Raw genomic sequence first — 15,650 nt, forward strand, 5'->3', positions numbered from 1 at the left:
TGCCGTAATGGCGGGCGGCTTCTGACTGCGCTTCCTCTTCACGACGGGCGACAAAGATTTTACCGTCGGGACCGTACCAGGCGGGAATCTGGTGCCCCCACCAGAGCTGGCGGGAGATGCACCAGTCCTCGATGCGCTGCATCCAGTCGAAGTAAGTTTTGTTCCAGTTTTCGGGCACGAAGCGGATGCGGCCTTCTTCCACCGCGCGGATGGCGGGTTCGGCCAGCGGTGCGACCTTCACATACCATTGATCAGTCAGGTAAGGCTCGATGACGGCCTGGGAGCGGTCGCCACGGGGCACCATGAGCTGGTGCTCGTCGGTGCGTTCCAACAGATTTTCTGCCTCCAGCAGAGCAAGAATCTGTTTGCGGGCGGCATAACGGTCCAGTCCGCGTAAGGCCTCGGGAATCTCCCCGGCAATGACATTGTCGCCAAAGACTTCGATACTGTCCCGGATGCGGGCATCGGGGGTAAAGACGTTGAGCAGGGCCAGACCGTGCCGCTGTCCCACCTGATAATCGTTGAAATCGTGGGCCGGGGTGATTTTGACGCAGCCCGAGCCGAATTCTGGTTCGACATAAGTGTCCGCGATGATGGGAATCTCGCGGTTCATGATCGGCAGGCGCAGGGTCTTGCCGATGAGGGCAGCGTAGCGCGGATCTTCTGGGTGAACCGCCACCGCCACGTCGCCCAGCAGGGTTTCCGGGCGGGTGGTGGCGACGACGAGGGCGCCACTGCCATCGCTGAGGGGATAGCGGATATGCCAGAGGGAGCCTTGCTCTGCTTCGCTGATGACTTCCAGATCAGAAACAGCGGTGCGCAGGACCGGGTCCCAGTTCACCAGCCGCTTGCCGCGGTAGATCAGACCCTCGTCATGCAGGCGGACAAAGACCTCGGTGACGGCATGGGAAAGCCCGCTGTCCAGGGTAAAACGCTCGCGCGACCAGTCACAGGAGGCCCCCAACCGTCGCATCTGCCGGGTGATATGGCCGCCTGATTCCTGACGCCACTGCCAGACCCGTTCCAGAAAGGCACCGCGGCCCATCGGTTGGCGATGCCCGCATGGTCGGTACCCGGCTGCCAGAGGGTGCGCTCGCCGCGCATCCGGTGGACGCGGGTGAGGATGTCCATCAGGGTATCCTGAAAGGCATGGCCCATGTGCAGGGTGCCGGTAACATTGGGTGGCGGCAGCATGATGCAGTAGGCCGCGCCGTCGCCTGCTGGCTGGAACAGGCCATGGGCTTCCCAGCGCGTGTAGCACTGGGTTTCGATTTCGGCGGGGGCGAAGGGGCGATCCAGAGTGTCAGTCATAATAGGGTGTATTACTCAATTTCCGAGGCGTTGAACTGGTCCAGACCTTGGTGCAGGACACGCTGCAGTATTTCCGGAAGCGCTTTGCGAATATCTCCAGCCAGGCTTTCGCGCAACTTGATGCCCTCCAGCGCGAGGGTTCGCATGATAGTCAGGCTGACCTGCTCTTTCCAGACGGTTTGCAGGTGCTGTGTCACCATATCTTCTATCTCATTGATTATTCTTCGTTCAATCCCCTGGAAAAGCAGATCCTCGAAGTCTTTGAGAAAGTCGAGATCTACGGGAAATGTCGGAACTGCTGGCGCGACGGGATCGCTGGCGAGAGCATGTTCTTTCACTGTCTCCGGCACTTGCAGCGATTCTGGCGTCATTGCATCGGGTTCCAGCCAATGGGGATTGGCTTGAGCATATCCTGTAGAGGACACCGCAGCCTCATAAGTGGCTGTTGCGGCAGCCTCCTCCCATTGCATTGAAAAGCGGGCAGCAGGATCGGCTGAAGCCACCGTTTCTGGGGGGCGCGCTGAAGTATCCTCCCGCATTGCCTCTACCTCGGTCTCTGATGGTGGAATTTCTGCCTCCCGCGCCGCGTCGTCTGTATGCCGCCAAAGTTGTGGAGGCAGCCCCTGACGCAACAGATGGGTGAGCAACAATGGGCCGTCTTCATCGGCGTCCCTTTGCTCTTCAAGAACGGGTTCTTTACGTGTCGTTATGCTTGCCATGGGTATGTCTCCGGTCAGGCTTCCAGGGGATGCACCTGCATGGTGAACCCCGCATTCTTCAATTGTCTGTATCGTTCTCTGGCGAAGCTGCGAGGCTGCTCTGCGACAGGAATGAAGTCGACAAGCCGTTCGCATGCGGGGACAGGTGCCGGCAATTCGTCCAGCCCGCAGAGCACTAATGCCTTACTCTGCGGGGGCCAGACGCCGCCATCATGGATGCGTATTGATTCTCCTGTACCCCGGACATGGGGCACAAAAGCACCAGCCTGGAAAGTCCAAAGGAGATCATCCATGACCTGCCCCGTCTCCATATCCGGGCACAGGATATCTGCTTCTCCCATGACCTGCCAGACTTTAGCAATCACCCGGCACATGCCGCGTTGCCGCTCGTACGGGGTGAGCAGAGTCGGCGGCAGGGTATAAAACGAAGCGATGGGCAAGCTGTGGTCCTCTCAGGCCACCTGCCGCGCCCGTCGCAGCAAATACTCTACTAACAATGGCACCGGGCGGCCCGTCGCACCTTTGTTCTCGCCGCTCTTCCACGCCACCCCGGCGATATCGAGATGCGCCCAATGATAGTTTTCGGTGAAGCGCGAGAGAAAGCAGGCGGCAGTGATGGTCCCTGCTGGCCGGCCTCCGACATTGGAGAGGTCCGCAAAGGGGCTCTTCAATTGCTCCTGGTATTCGTCGAAGAGCGGCAGCTCCCAGGCCCGATCCATATTTTCCTTGCCCGCGGCAATAAGCTCATGGACGAGCCCTTCATGGTTACCGAGCACGGCCGCAGTCTGGTGCCCCAGAGCGATGACGCAGGCGCCGGTAAGGGTGGCAATATCGATCACTGCGTCGGGTTCGAAACGCTCAACATAGGTCAAGGCATCCGCGAGGATCAGCCGTCCCTCGGCATCGGTGTTCACAATCTCCACGCTCAGGCCGTTCATGCTCTTATGGATGTCACCAGGCTTGGTGGCTTGTCCGTCGGGCAGATTCTCTGAAGCGGGCACCACGGTAATAACGTTCAGCGGGAGTTTAAGTTCCGCTGCTGCTTGAATAGCCGCCAAGGCTGAAGCCCCGCCGCACATGTCATATTTCATTTCGTCCATCTTATCGGCGGGCTTCAGCGAGATACCGCCCGCATCAAAGGTGAGCCCCTTACCGACCAGGACGATAGGTGCCTGATCCTCGGCGCCACCCCAATATTCAAGAATGATCAGCCGGGGCGGCTGTCGGGATCCGTTGGCGACGCCGAGGAGCAAATGCATGCCCAGGGCTTCCATGGCATCCGGACCGAGGATGGTGCTTTTGATGCCCAGGCGCTGGGCCATGGCCTCCGCTTGCCCGGCGAGCCAGACAGGGGTACAGACATTTCCCGGCTCGTTGGCCAGATCCTTGGCCCATGCGACAGCCCGTGCCGTTGCATGGGCTTCCGCTGCGGCACGCTGAACTTCTGCCAGTTCGGCAATGTTGCCTTCAGAAACGATGAGTTGCATGGTGCCAAAGGCCCGTTGCGGCTTGTCCGCGGGCTTTTTATGCTGGTCAAAGTGATAATCGACTTCCGCCATCGCTTGAACCAGAATTTTTGCGAGTGCAGATGCGGAACGGCGGACCACAGGGGTATCCAGCAGGTGTAAGCTGACGCGGCTGATGCGGGCATTCTGCAAAGCGTGTGCGGTGGCGAGTGCGGCTTTGCGAAACTGACTATCCTTGACCTTGCCATGGGTACCGAGGCCCAGGACAAGCACTCGTGCAGCGGCAATTTTCGGAACCTGATAGAGCATCTGCGTCTCGCCACAGGCGCCGCTAAAATCTCCGGTATTGATGAGGGCCTGGAGGGCGCCGCCACTGGCCAGATCAATCAGCGTGGCGGCGGGGCTCAGCGTGCCGCCTTCATACACTCCGACGACCACACAGTCATTGTTGTCGGCGGTTGGGTTCTGGCACTGTACGGCTATCTCCACGGCGGTTCTCCTGATAATCTGTAAGCAAGGAATTCGAGATGATGTTAAAGATGGAAAATAAGCCCCAGGGGCACCGGGAATCAAGTCTTGCGAGTAATCCTCAGGGGTTGCCCGCTTGACGCGCATCCGTATGCAGCTCGTGCGGAATATCACGACCTCTTTTCTGCTGACCTGCTTGGTGGTGCTTGCCATCCTGGCTATCGGCCAGATGACCCAATTGTTGAGGCAAGTCGCTTCCGGGCAGTTGCCATTATCGATTGTACTGCAATTGCTGGGTCTGGCAGTACCTACGCTGTTGGTCATGGTATTGCCTCTGGCCTTTTTCTTCGCGGTTTATCTGGTGTTCAGTAACCTCTATCGTTCCAATGAGATGGTGGCCATTCGCAGTACAGGTACCGGGCTGTCAGGACTTCTGCCGTCCGTTGCGGCGGTTGCGGCGGGCGTCTTTTGCCTGGAATTGATTTTGTCTCTTTCCTGGGCGCCTGGCGCGCAGCGCCAGTTACAGTCCGAATCTGTGCGCCTGGCCAATGCCACGGCCGAGGCCATGCTGCAGCCCGGCAGTTTCACGAATTTACCCGGCGGTCGGGTTATTTATGTAGGGCAACCCGTGGGTAAAAACAGTCACCGCTTCCGCGAGATATTTTTGTCCATCGCCCAGGGTGATCAACTGGATTTGGCGACGGCGACTTACGGGGAGATCAAACCCGGTCAGGATGGCGCCCTGACTCTGGTGCTGGTGGATGGCCAACGTTATCTGGGACGGCCGGGGCAAAACGGGTTCAAAGTCCTTTCCTTTGCGCGCTATCGGGTGTTGCTGGGTAGCCCGGTCACTAGCGCCGCCCAGCCGGGTGGCATCAACTGGGGTAGCGCGTCTCTGTCTCAGCTTGCGCGTCACCTGCATGGCACCGAGATGCGCTTCGCAGTAACCGAACTGGAGTGGCGTCTGCTCTGGCCACTGGCGCTGCCTCTATTGGCTTTGCTGGCTATTCCGCTGGCCTACAGTGAGCCTCGGGGTGGTGGACGGGCGGCAGGCATGCTGGTAGGCATACTGTTTTTGCTGGCTATTAATAACATCGTTATTTATGTCAAAGAGCATATGATGAGTGGCAAGATGTCGGTTTTCCCCGGATTATTTTGGGTACTCCTGCTGATTTTGGCGGTGGCCACGTACACTTTTTTTAGACGCAGTCGCGATCTGCCGATTTTACCCGTCTGGCCCGGGCGGGGCGCGTCATGAAACGCGCAGACCGGCTGCTGTTCCGTGGCATGCTGCTCTATAGCAGCCTCGTGTTGGTTATGCTTCTGGCGCTGGTTTACATCGCTCAACTGGTTGCCAAATCCTCCGGACCCGGGCATGGAGCCTGGTCTATGGTGCAGCTGCTTTCCTACGCAGCCCTGCAATTGCCCGACGTAGCTTATGATGTGATTCCACTGGCGTTACTGCTCGGTGCACTGGTCTGGGTGAGTATCCTGAGTGGACATTCTGAGGTGATCGCTTTGCGCATGTCGGGGTGGTCGGTCTGGCGTCTGGAGCAGCCGCTCTTGCTGGTCGGCGTGTTGGGTGCTGGCCTTATGTTTGCTCTGGGAGAATGGGTGATACCGGTCACCGCACCAGCCGCCGAGGCCATGTGGGCTAATACCGGTGAGCCGGGAGCCCGCTTCCATAATATGGGGTCGCAAGGACTATGGTTGCGCTACGGTGCACAGATTATCCAGATTGGCGCGGTGGGAGATGGCGGGAAGATTTTGCAGGATCTGCATATCGCACGGATACGCCAGGGTATGGTGGGAGTGGACGCCATAACAACGGCCAGCGAGGCGGTATTTAAAGAGGGGCACTGGAGCTTGCACAATGTCCAGCTTTTCGAAATTACGCCCGATCAGATACGGGTTACACATGTTGCGGAGATGCCGTGGTCAGTGGCGCTGCACCCGACCACTTTGCGTAGCTTTGCTCATCCGACACGAACCATGACGCTGCCTGCCCTGTGGCAAAGTTATCAGGCTTTGCAGAGCGGCGCGCTGAATATGAACCGTGTTGCCCTCGCCTTCTGGCGCAGGGTGAGTTATCCATGGGTGGGCCTGGTGATGATTTTGTTGGCGGTACCTTTTGTGACGCGCAATCCGCGAGGCGGTGGTCTGGCCGCGCGGGTTATGGCGGGGCTGGTGCTGGGGCTGGGATTTCATTTCCTCACGGAGATGTCGGGATACATCAGTGTCTCAGGTGGGATACCCCCTTTAGCCGCTACTTTCTTACCTATTATGCTCTTTGTGGCTATTGCCGGCCTTTTGCATCGTTTTAACTGAATGCGGTGCTACGCTGGCGGATCAGTTCCTGGTCAAACGCGTTGTCGAGCTCCTGGGAGAGTTTGAGCACTTTGCGGAAGATGGTGGGGTCAGCGTCATCGGCCTGGCTGCGCAGGCGCAGGCGGGCAAGGCCGTCAAAGCTGTGCGCTCGATCCACGGGGTCATTAGCGGCGTTACACTGGTTGCCCTGATAGAGGGCGGTCAACACCTCGGTGGTTAGCGCATCGCTGAGATTGCCTTGCTGTGCGGCCCTCAGCGCCGCATCCGGGGCCATATCCTGCAGGAAAGGATATCCCAAATGCTGGTTGAGAAATTCTACAAGTTCTTGGTAGGTCATGGTGGGCTCCAGAATGAGAGAGAACGGGTCATGCCGTCGTTGAGGGAAGCATCACACGCTTCGGCGACATAGTGCAAATCTAATATTGCAAACCGAGGAGTATGGTCACGCCGTCGGGCAGGCGCAAATCGGCCGTCAGGGCCATACGCAGCATCTGGCCTTTTATGGAGGACCAGCGGTGGTAGAGTGTCGGCCCGGTGGTATTTTCAGTCATGCGTCAGTTTATCCGGCCCAGTGCAGGATGTGATTCCACTGGCCGGCGGTAATGGGCAGGATGGACAGGCGATTCCCTTTTCTAATCAATTGGCTACCAGAAAACTCTGGCATGGCGCGCAGGCTATCCAAAGCAATGTTGTGTGCAAAAGTCTGGCGATAAGCCACATCGACTAGATCCCAGCGGGGTTGGTCAAGGCGCGATGCCGGGTCGTAATATTTGCTCTGCGGGTCGAACTGAGTGGGGTCTGGATGCGCGGTGCTGGTTACTTCGGCGGTCCCGACGATGCCGGGGACGGGCACGCGCGAGTGATAAATGAAGACGCCATCACCTATTTGCATGCTGCGCAGGAAGTTGCGGGCCTGATAATTACGGATGCCGTCCCAGGGTTCTTGTCCGCGCTGCTGCAGGTCCTGCAAGGAGAAGGCGTCCGGCTCGGTCTTCATTAACCAGTAAGCCATGCGGTCAATCCAGCGAAACGGGATGGTCGAGATGCAGGCTCAGCAGCCGACCGATGGCATGTTCCAGAGATTCCCCACTTTGGTTATCCCGCCATGCGCCGTCTTGCGGCGAGAATCGTGCCGGACCGTCACTGCAGGCCAGCCAAATCTGCTGCACCGCTTCCTGACGATTGATGATGATCTGACTGTCATCGGGCAAAAGTAGGGTAAGCACGTTGTCCACAAGATCGCTCTCTACTTCCGGAGCACTTGCTTCTATCTGGTTCAGCAGATCATTGAGCGTATTTTCAACGGTGACGGCGAAGCTTTGTGGGTTCATGGGACTATCCTGGGTCATCGCTCTATAATGAAGCCTGCCGGGCAGCAGGGCAAGCCGACGTCTGCGCGTCGGCTCTGCGGGAGGGCTTTATGGACGCGGATCACGATGCAATATCTTCAGGAAGGATTCCCCGTAAGCCGCCAGTTTGCGCTCGCCAATACCTGGGACGGTGGCCAGCGCTCTCAGGTCGCGCGGGCGGCGTTGCAGCATTTCCATGAGGGTAGCGTCGTGGAAAATCACGTAGGGCGGCACGCCCTGTGCCAGTGCGAGTTCGCGGCGATGCTGGCGCAGGGCTTCCCAGAGGCCAGCGTCCTGGAGCGCGACTTCCGGGCGTTTGTCGCGCTGCTTCGGTGTCGTGCTTTCATGCTGGCGCAGGGTCAGTTTTTCCTCGCCGCGCAGGAGCGGACGACTGCTCGGGCTGAGGCGCAGGCCACCGTGACCCTCGGCATCGACTTCCACTAGCCCACGCAGTAAAAGATGGCGAAAAAGGGCTCGCCAGGCGTTGGCGGAGAGTTCCTTGCCGATGCCGTAGACAGTCAACTGATGATGGCCCCATTGTTGGATGCGTGGGTCTTCGCGGGCCAGGAGCACGTCGACCAGATACTGCACCCCGAAGCGCTGGCCGGTCCGGTGGACGGCGGAGAGGGCCTTTTGGGCAGCAACGGTGGCATCCCAGGTGGCTGGGGGCTGCAGGCAGTTGTCGCAATTGCCACAAGGCTGAGCGAGGATTTCGCCAAAGTAGCCGAGCAGGGTCTGGCGGCGGCAGTCCGTGGTTTCGCAAAGGGCAAGCATGGCGTCCAGTTTGTGCCCTTCCATCTGCTTACGCGGCAGGTCGGCTTCCGATTGCTGAATCATCTGCCGTAGCTGCACTACATCCTGCAGGCCATAGTGCATCCATGCCTCGGCGGGCAGGCCATCGCGCCCGGCACGGCCGGTTTCCTGATAATAGGCCTCAATGCTCTTGGGCAGATTTACATGGCCGACGAACCGGACATTGGGTTTGTCGATGCCCATACCAAAAGCAATGGTGGCGACGATGATCACTCCTTCATCGCGCTGAAAGCGCTGCTGATTGCGGCGCCGTTCGTCGGCGCTCAGGCCGGCATGATAAGGCAAGGCGTCGAGTCCCTCGCTTTGTAGCCATTCGGCAATTTCTTCCACGCGCTTGCGGGACAGGCAGTAAACGATGCCTGCCTCGCTGGCATGGCGGTCACGGATGAAGCGCAGCAAGGCGTTGCGGACGCCCTGGCTGCCGCTTTGGATGTGGTAGCGGATATTGGGACGATCGAAGGATCGGGTAAAGACGGCGGCCTTCTGCAGCGCCAGTCGTTCGATGATTTCTGCGCGGGTTTTCGGGTCGGCAGTGGCTGTCAGGGCGATGCGTGGCACCTGGGGAAAACGCTCATGCAGCACCCGCAGTTGCAGGTATTCGGGACGAAAGTCGTGGCCCCATTGGGATACGCAGTGGGCTTCGTCAATGGCGAAGAGGTTGATAGTGGCCCGTTGCAGCAGGTTAATGGTGCGTTCCTGAAGCAGTCGTTCCGGGGCGATGTAAAGCAGATCAATGGTGCCTTGCAATAACGCGTTCTCAGTGGCGCGCGCTTCCGCGGGACTGGCGCTGGAGTTCAGGGCAGCGGCAGCGACCCCAGCCTGGCGCAGGGCGTTGACCTGATCTTCCATGAGGGCGATCAGCGGCGATACCACTACACCTGTTCCTGCTAGGGCGATGGCGGGAATCTGATAGCACAAGGACTTGCCGCCCCCCGTAGGCATGAGCACCAGCGCATCTCTGGCAGCCATAAGGGTCTGGATCACCTCTTCTTGCGGCGCCCGGAAGGCATCATAGCCGAAGATGTGGCGGAGTATTTCTAATGGCTGCTGTGTGCTGAGGATCGGCATGGTGACTCAGGATAGCGGCAAAGGCTGTCTGGACCAAATCAGGTGATCAGTCGTCCTTCCTGCCCATCTGGGCCGGCGAGTGCGCCGGTAGCAATAATCAGGCTGCCATAGACCCAGATCAGCATCGCCATTATCAGAGCCACGGAAATGATTAAAAATAGTACGCCGAACACGAGTTTCATGAGAGCCGGTGTGGCCAGAAATTTCAGCAAAAACCCGATGAGGCCAAGGAAGAGCCCGACGGGGATAGCGGCAATGACCAGCGCGAGCATCATGATCAGCGTGATTACGTAAGGGAAAAAGAGCCAAGCCAGACGATTGCTAAAAACATGTAGCGCACTTTTTAGCGCCGATTTGGGTGTTGCACCATAAGCGGCATAGAGCATAAACACATATCCGAAAAAAGTGCCGGTCAGGGTGGACACCAGCATTCCAATCCAGAAATCGGGTCGGGTGAAAGTGTCAGGTGGCAGGGGATGCCCAGGTGTCACTGATAGCCCGGAAAAAGCCATAAGTATCGAGGCAAGGGCCGCAGGTAGCAGGGACAGTGCCCAGGCCTCAGCCCGTCTAATTCCCCACAACAAGTCTCCCGTGGCCCAGTCCTGCCCGGCGATGGCCTTGGCTAGCAGGTGGTAGAAGCCAATGCTGATGACATATATCCAAAGATACATGGGGAGGCGCCACAGGTCGGAATTGCCTGGGCTGATAGCACCGAGAATGCCATCGGCAATGAATCCGATCATGAGGAGGATCATAAAAATAATGATGGTTCCGGCGAGGGACTTGAACTGCTGTCGCAACAGTTGCCAGCCACCGATAATGGCACTGCGATAGCTGGGTTGGCCGGGGACGAGGGGGGCGTCGGGCATGGCTGAGTCTCCTGGTGGGGCTTCTTCACAAGCTGCGCAGTGGGAGTGGCTCACAGTGTAGGTGAAAACTCTGACCATGCGCAGTCGATGTGTACTGTTTTTTAGCCGTTACCCGGTTGTGCAAACATCGGGCAGGATGTCTGATAAATCACGGGTTCTATACCATCAATACGCGCGGCACTGAGTTGGCGGCCCCAGACACAGCCGCTGTCCAGTGCCAGCATACGCGGTTGCACCAGCAAACCTTGGGTGGCCCAGTGGCCGCAGATGATGGCGCCAGAGGTCTGCCTTTCAAAAAACCGCTGGTGCCAGGGTGCAAACTCGTGGGCAGTGTCCTTGGGCGGCGTGTTGGGCCAGCTAAAAAAGCCCTTGGCGGTCACATAGCGGGCGCGGGTGAACACGGCGACCCGGAAGCGTTGCGCATCTTCTTCGTTGCGACAATCCTGCCAGCGGTTGGGTGCCGGGGCTGCCCAGAGGGATTTCATAAAACGTCGCCAGTGACGATCGTGCAGCGCATCCTCGACGGCGTCAGCATGTCCGCGCGCCGTGGCCATATCCCAGTCAGGATGGATGGCGGCGTGGACCATGGTCCAGCCCAGTTGCAGATCAGTATGCAGCAACGGGTTACTGCGCAACCACTCCATCCATTCGTCTGTCTGGGGGTCGGCTAGCAAGGGGGCGAGGGTGTCACTTTTTTTTGCCGGGGTGACGCCCGCCCAGCGTGCGAGTGCGTACAAATCATGATTGCCGAGGACGATCTGCACGCGGCCGCGCCAGGTGTAAAGCTGGTTGATGACAGCGTGGCTGTCCGGCCCCCGATTGACGAGGTCGCCCGCCAGCCAGAGCCGATCTGTTTGCGGTGCAAAGCCAATTTGCTCCAACAGAGCACTAAAGGGCGCATAGCAACCTTGCAGGTCGCCCATGGCGTAGATGGCGGTCATATTTTAGAGTGTGACGACCTGGTCAGAGAGCTTCATCTGGCGAACCAGGGTTTTCATGCTCGCTACTTTGATACCGGGAATTAAGGTCCGATTTTCAGCTGCATGCAGCCATTCGAGACCGGTCACATGAATTTCGGCACCCAACTCCTGAACCTCTGCGATGAGGTCGTGGTGGACACGCTGCCTCTCCCCCAGATATTCCGAGTGTAACGCTAGTGATGCGGCTTCTTCGGCAAGAAATATACTGACCCCAATGCCGTCGGCGAGGGCGGCCGCTGTCATGCGCAGGCCTTGGAGAACGGGGTTGCCGCGGGCGTCCGGATGGGATTTGATGAGGATGGTCCAGTGCATGGTCTTTACGCTCTTTGCTATCTATGGTTCTTCAAAAGCTTGCAGGCCGACGTCCCGCTTTCGTTGCGGTTTCGACGCCAGCGTTTATGAGTTTAGCATAAAAATGCCCCGGGGGAGATTTTGTTTGCACGGTTCCTTTGGCCGCTTGACCCTTGTCGTAGTCACCGATATAAATCGGTCTTGGAGATATCCAATGGAGAACAACGATGCGACTATGGCTGCGGAGCGTGTTGTTTATGGCGTGGTGTATGGCCCGGGTATTCGCTAGCCTACCTATGGTAGGCCAAATGGGAATGCCATTTGAGTGATACAGCGGCTATAGCGATTACCGCGTCACGCCAGCTACCCACCCGCTGGCCGACGACGCTTACGGCGATCGCTGTGCTGGTTTTTCTGCTTGCACCTTTTGCGGCACTGGTTTTTGCGACGGACTGGCACGATTTCCAGTTCGCTCCCGGTGATCTCGACGCCATCCGGGTTTCCCTGTTTTATAGCGGTCTGGCGCTCATGCTGGTGGTGCTGGCGGGGACGCCACTCGCCTGGTGGCTGGCGCATTATCATTACCGCGGCAAGTGGCTGGTGGACGCGTTGCTGTTGCTACCGCTGCTGACGCCGCCCCTGGCCATGGGCATTTTGCTGAGTTCCCTCTACGGACCTTATTCACCGGTGGGTGGTTTGTTCAGTCAGGCGGGGCTCTATTTGACGAATACTGCACCAGCCTTTGTGCTGGCACAGATCTACGGGGCCATGCCCTACTATGTTCTGGCGGCGCGAGCGGCCTTCGAGGGGGTACCCGAGGAGCTGGAGCAGATCAGCCGTACTCTGGGACGCAACCGCTGGCAGACCTTTTGGTGGGTGACGCTGCCTCTGGCGCGTCTGGGGCTGACGGCCGGGGTGGCACTGGCCTGGGTGCGCGCCATGGGGGAGTTCGGCATCGTGCTCATCGTGGCGTATTTCCCGCAGGGAATTCCGGTCAAACTTTGGGTCAATCTGCAGGATATGGGGCTGAGTGCGGTTTACCCCCTGCTCTGGGTTTTCTTCCTGGTCGCGGTGCCTTTACCTTTGTGGCTGGGGTTGCGCTCGCGCCGACAGGGAATGTTCTGATGGTGCAGTGCTAAAACCTATGGAAATTCGTTATCTGTTGGAAAAGCCGGTCACGCTGGATATTCAGATGCAAGTGCGGGATTTCACCGTCCTGCTCGGTCTTTCCGGAGAGGGCAAGACTATGCTGCTCAAGGCCATCGCCGGTTTGATTCCGGCGCATGGGCATCCTTTCGGTGGCCTTGCTGCCGAGCGGCGTCCTATCGGCTATTTGCCTCAGGGCTATGCGCTTTTCCCGCACCTGCGGGCTTGGGAAAACGTCGCCTTTCCGCTGCCCAGGGGCGCAGGCCGCCGCGCGCAGGCTATGGATTTGCTAACGCGCGTGGGGCTTGTCGATCTGGCAGAGCGTTATCCGGCGGCCCTCTCCGGCGGGCAACGTCAGCGGGTGGCGCTCGCCCGCGCTCTGGCCCGGCGTCCTGAGCTGCTGCTGCTGGACGAGCCTACCTCGGCGCTGGACATGGCCACCCGCGACGAGATTCTGGACGAACTCATCCGTGAGGTCCACGACTTTGGGGTGCCGGTGCTGGCGGTGAGTCATGATCCGCACCTGGCGATGCTCGCAGATCACATGGCGGTGTTGCTGGATGGGCGTATTGCGCAAGAAGGGCCTCCCCGTGCGGTGTTTGCGCGACCCGCCACTATGGGAGTAGCGCGTTTGCTGGGGTTTCGTAATTTCCTGGCGGGGCGCATTGAGGAAATAGAGGGAGCCGGAATGGTAGTGGCAGGAGCAGGAGCCGACTGGCGTTTACGTACCGGCTTGCAGCACGGCATGCATGCGGGTATGGCGGTGACTGTGGCCATTCGTTCCGAGGATCTCGTGCCGGGCGACGCTCTGGGCGTCTCAGCGCCGAATGCCCTGAAATTGAAGATCGTGAGCCTCCGGGAGGAGGGTGTTGCCTTGCGTGTCAGAATGGAAGGAGCTTTATCCTTGGATATGCTGTTACCACGCTTGCAGTGCGAAGGCAGGTCTCTGGTGCTAGGCACAGAGCTGTGGGTGCAAGTGGCACCAGAGTATGTCCACGTGATGGCAGGGTAACGTAGGCTACGCGTCCCCATTTTCGTAGTGCCTGGTGGTTTTTTGCAATCCATTGATATTGACAGGGTTGAGCGTTAGCGCCAGAATACGCCACTTAATTTCCCGCAGACGCGGGATCGTAGATATGGAGAGTAAAAGTTGGCCAATACAGCTCAGGCGCGCAAGCGCGTATTACAAAATGAAAAGCGGCGCTTGCACAACGCCAGTCTGCGCTCGCGCTTGCGCACCTATGTGAAGGGTGTGCTGAAGGCCGTACACCTTGGTGACCAGGAACAGGCACGCAGCGCGTTGCGCGCCGCGGAATCGGTCATCGACAAGACCGTTGGCAAGGGTGTGGCACACCGCAACATGGCGGCCCGCACCAAGAGCCGACTCTCGGCCCGCGTCAAAGCGATGGGTAACGTCGCTCAGTAAAGGCAGGTAGGCGCATCCCGCAGTCCAAGCGGGATACCGCGCAGAAGAGGCGATCCGGTTGTGTGGATCGCCTCTTTGCTTTTATGTGTGGCGAACGCGCTTATCAGGTTTTGCCGAGCATCTCCCGCAGGCGGGCGAAAGCGGCAGTGGGATCCATTTCTTCTTCGGGGTTCTGGTCGCCCTGCCAGTCCAGGTGCTCTTTAGGGATCTCCCGGAGGAAACGGGAAGGTTCCGGATGGACGTCCTGGCCGTAGCGGCGGCGTTTGCGACAGAGACTCAGAGTCAGGCGGAAGCGGGCGCGGGTCATGCCCACGTAGAAGAGGCGGCGTTCTTCTTCAATCTGCTCCGGGGTTTCGCTGTTGCGGTGGGGCAGCAGTTCTTCTTCGGCACCGACCAGAAACACCTGCGGGAATTCCAGCCCTTTAGCAGCGTGCAGGGTGGACAGGCGCAGCACATCGCGGTCGTCGTCCTCCTCGCGCTCCAGCACGTTGAAGAGCATGAGGCGATTGAGGATCTCCGCGAGGGTTTGCGGGCCTTCGTCCTGGTCCTGCAGGCGCTGCATCCAGTTCAGGAGCTCCTGAATATTCTCCCAGCGGCGCCCCACATCTTTTTCGTCGCCTTCACTCTGTAGATACTGCAGATAGCCGATTTCCTCGGGCAGGCTTTGCAGGGCTGGGATCAGTTCGGCTTTGTCTACCTCACCAGCCTTGAGATTCACCCAGCCGGCGAAGCTACGCAGGGCTGTGCGCGCCTTTTCAGGCAACTCCAGCGCGTCTTCCCAAAGCGCGGCGAACAGCGAGAGATTTCGCTCTTTGGCGAAGGCGCCCAAGCGTTCCAGGGTGCTGCTGCCGATGCCCCGACGGGGCGTGTTGACTGCCCGCAGGAAAGCGGGATCATCGTCGGGGTTGACCAGGAGCCGCAGGTAGGACAGAAAATCCTTGATTTCACTGCGTTCAAAGAAGGAGAGCCCGCCGGATATCTGGTATGGAATCCGGGCATTGCGCAGCGCCGCTTCAAAGGGGCGGGCCTGATGGTTGCTGCGGTACAGAATGGCGTAATCGCGGTATTCACCCTGCCGCTGAAAGCGGTCGCGGAGAATGGCATTGACCACTTGCTCCGCCTCGTCGGCCTCGTTGGCGCAGCGCAGGGCGCGGATACTGTGGCCATCGCCCAGCGTGCTCCACAAGCGCTTTTCAAAGAGGTGGGGATTTTGCGCAATGACCGCATTGGCGGCCTGGAGAATGCGGCCGGTGGAACGGTAGTTCTGCTCCAGTTTAACGACTTTGAGGTTGGGGAAATCCTGCGCCAGCCGATGCAGGTTGTCGGCAGCCGCACCCCGCCAGGAGTAGATGCTCTGGTCGTCGTCGCCGACCGCCGTCAGGTTGTGACGGGTGCCCAGCAGACTCTGCACCAGAC

The 15,650-nt window shown here is 59.0% G+C and carries 17 protein-coding genes and 1 pseudogene; 5 read left to right on the forward strand and 13 right to left on the reverse strand.

Annotation, left to right across the window (positions count from 1 at the left end; genetic code table 11):
* The 4 genes and pseudogenes from Q0C48_RS10175 to Q0C48_RS10190 form a co-directional block, all read right to left on the reverse strand.
* A pseudogene (locus Q0C48_RS10175) lies at positions 1-1,311 on the reverse strand (class I tRNA ligase family protein); the annotation flags it as partial.
* Between the two features lie 11 nt (positions 1,312-1,322).
* Complete coding sequence (locus Q0C48_RS10180) at positions 1,323-2,030, reverse strand: hypothetical protein (RefSeq protein ID WP_291524007.1); 708 nt, start codon at positions 2,028-2,030, stop codon at positions 1,323-1,325.
* 14 nt (positions 2,031-2,044) lie between these two features.
* Positions 2,045-2,470, reverse strand: a complete 426-nt coding sequence (locus Q0C48_RS10185; RefSeq protein ID WP_291524009.1) for a DNA polymerase III subunit chi — start codon at positions 2,468-2,470, stop codon at positions 2,045-2,047.
* A 12-nt stretch (positions 2,471-2,482) separates the two neighbouring features.
* Positions 2,483-3,985, reverse strand: coding sequence for a leucyl aminopeptidase (locus tag Q0C48_RS10190; RefSeq protein ID WP_291524011.1), 1,503 nt, complete (start codon positions 3,983-3,985; stop codon positions 2,483-2,485).
* A gap of 115 nt (positions 3,986-4,100) precedes the next feature.
* On the opposite strand from Q0C48_RS10190, the gene lptF reads away from it, so the two are divergent.
* Together lptF and lptG are read left to right on the forward strand one after the other, a co-directional pair.
* Positions 4,101-5,222: an LPS export ABC transporter permease LptF gene (lptF, locus tag Q0C48_RS10195; protein WP_291524013.1), complete on the forward strand. Its 1,122-nt coding sequence runs from the start codon at positions 4,101-4,103 to the stop codon at positions 5,220-5,222.
* Entirely contained in the window at positions 5,219-6,292 is a 1,074-nt protein-coding gene (gene lptG / locus Q0C48_RS10200) for an LPS export ABC transporter permease LptG (protein WP_291524015.1), read from the forward strand. Before lptF ends, lptG begins: the two co-directional genes overlap by 4 nt.
* Here lptG and Q0C48_RS10205 read toward each other — a convergent pair.
* From Q0C48_RS10205 to Q0C48_RS10240, 8 genes are all read right to left on the reverse strand, one after another.
* Complete coding sequence (locus tag Q0C48_RS10205) at positions 6,285-6,629, reverse strand: hypothetical protein (protein WP_291524017.1); 345 nt, start codon at positions 6,627-6,629, stop codon at positions 6,285-6,287. The genes lptG and Q0C48_RS10205 overlap by 8 nt on opposite strands.
* A gap of 79 nt (positions 6,630-6,708) precedes the next feature.
* On the reverse strand, positions 6,709-6,843 hold the full coding sequence (locus tag Q0C48_RS10210) for a hypothetical protein (RefSeq protein WP_291524019.1): 135 nt from the start codon (positions 6,841-6,843) through the stop codon (positions 6,709-6,711).
* Between the two features lie 8 nt (positions 6,844-6,851).
* Positions 6,852-7,304 (reverse strand): EVE domain-containing protein, encoded by a 453-nt coding sequence (locus Q0C48_RS10215; RefSeq protein WP_291524021.1) that lies wholly within the window; start codon positions 7,302-7,304, stop codon positions 6,852-6,854.
* Positions 7,305-7,308: 4 nt separating this feature from the next.
* Positions 7,309-7,623: an iron donor protein CyaY gene (gene cyaY, locus Q0C48_RS10220; protein WP_291524023.1), complete on the reverse strand. Its 315-nt coding sequence runs from the start codon at positions 7,621-7,623 to the stop codon at positions 7,309-7,311.
* A gap of 87 nt (positions 7,624-7,710) precedes the next feature.
* Positions 7,711-9,522, reverse strand: a complete 1,812-nt coding sequence (gene recQ / locus Q0C48_RS10225; protein WP_291524026.1) for a DNA helicase RecQ — start codon at positions 9,520-9,522, stop codon at positions 7,711-7,713.
* 38 nt (positions 9,523-9,560) lie between these two features.
* Positions 9,561-10,391 (reverse strand): hypothetical protein, encoded by an 831-nt coding sequence (locus Q0C48_RS10230; protein ID WP_291524028.1) that lies wholly within the window; start codon positions 10,389-10,391, stop codon positions 9,561-9,563.
* A gap of 101 nt (positions 10,392-10,492) precedes the next feature.
* On the reverse strand, positions 10,493-11,332 hold the full coding sequence (locus Q0C48_RS10235; RefSeq protein WP_291524030.1) for a symmetrical bis(5'-nucleosyl)-tetraphosphatase: 840 nt from the start codon (positions 11,330-11,332) through the stop codon (positions 10,493-10,495).
* A 3-nt stretch (positions 11,333-11,335) separates the two neighbouring features.
* Complete coding sequence (locus Q0C48_RS10240; RefSeq protein WP_291524033.1) at positions 11,336-11,683, reverse strand: DsrE family protein; 348 nt, start codon at positions 11,681-11,683, stop codon at positions 11,336-11,338.
* 300 nt (positions 11,684-11,983) lie between these two features.
* Between Q0C48_RS10240 and Q0C48_RS10245 the strand changes: the two genes are divergently transcribed.
* The 3 genes from Q0C48_RS10245 (at position 11,984) to rpsT (ending at position 14,234) form a co-directional block, all read left to right on the forward strand.
* A complete protein-coding gene (locus Q0C48_RS10245) occupies positions 11,984-12,787 on the forward strand; it encodes an ABC transporter permease (RefSeq protein ID WP_291524034.1) in 804 nt (267 codons plus the stop codon).
* 19 nt (positions 12,788-12,806) lie between these two features.
* Positions 12,807-13,820, forward strand: a complete 1,014-nt coding sequence (locus Q0C48_RS10250) for an ABC transporter ATP-binding protein (protein ID WP_291524036.1) — start codon at positions 12,807-12,809, stop codon at positions 13,818-13,820.
* 138 nt (positions 13,821-13,958) lie between these two features.
* Complete coding sequence (gene rpsT / locus Q0C48_RS10255; RefSeq protein WP_291510257.1) at positions 13,959-14,234, forward strand: 30S ribosomal protein S20; 276 nt, start codon at positions 13,959-13,961, stop codon at positions 14,232-14,234.
* A gap of 103 nt (positions 14,235-14,337) precedes the next feature.
* Here rpsT and Q0C48_RS10260 read toward each other — a convergent pair.
* Positions 14,338-15,650, reverse strand: a 1,313-nt coding sequence (locus tag Q0C48_RS10260; RefSeq protein WP_291524038.1) for a 3'-5' exonuclease, incomplete at its 5' end; no start/stop codon positions are given.

Source organism: Acidithiobacillus sp., assembly GCF_023255755.1.
GTDB lineage: Bacteria > Pseudomonadota > Gammaproteobacteria > Acidithiobacillales > Acidithiobacillaceae > Acidithiobacillus.

Coding starts and splice junctions, on each gene's coding strand:
- Q0C48_RS10180 (WP_291524007.1), bottom strand. CDS start 2,030: ATGGCAAGCATAACGACACGTAAAGAACCCGTTCTTGAAGAGCAAAGG.
- lptG (WP_291524015.1), top strand. CDS start 5,219: ATGAAACGCGCAGACCGGCTGCTGTTCCGTGGCATGCTGCTCTATAGC.
- Q0C48_RS10205 (WP_291524017.1), bottom strand. CDS start 6,629: ATGACCTACCAAGAACTTGTAGAATTTCTCAACCAGCATTTGGGATAT.
- Q0C48_RS10210 (WP_291524019.1), bottom strand. CDS start 6,843: ATGACTGAAAATACCACCGGGCCGACACTCTACCACCGCTGGTCCTCC.
- Q0C48_RS10215 (WP_291524021.1), bottom strand. CDS start 7,304: ATGGCTTACTGGTTAATGAAGACCGAGCCGGACGCCTTCTCCTTGCAG.
- cyaY (WP_291524023.1), bottom strand. CDS start 7,623: ATGAACCCACAAAGCTTCGCCGTCACCGTTGAAAATACGCTCAATGAT.
- recQ (WP_291524026.1), bottom strand. CDS start 9,522: ATGCCGATCCTCAGCACACAGCAGCCATTAGAAATACTCCGCCACATC.
- Q0C48_RS10230 (WP_291524028.1), bottom strand. CDS start 10,391: ATGCCCGACGCCCCCCTCGTCCCCGGCCAACCCAGCTATCGCAGTGCC.
- Q0C48_RS10235 (WP_291524030.1), bottom strand. CDS start 11,332: ATGACCGCCATCTACGCCATGGGCGACCTGCAAGGTTGCTATGCGCCC.
- Q0C48_RS10240 (WP_291524033.1), bottom strand. CDS start 11,683: ATGCACTGGACCATCCTCATCAAATCCCATCCGGACGCCCGCGGCAAC.
- Q0C48_RS10250 (WP_291524036.1), top strand. CDS start 12,807: ATGGAAATTCGTTATCTGTTGGAAAAGCCGGTCACGCTGGATATTCAG.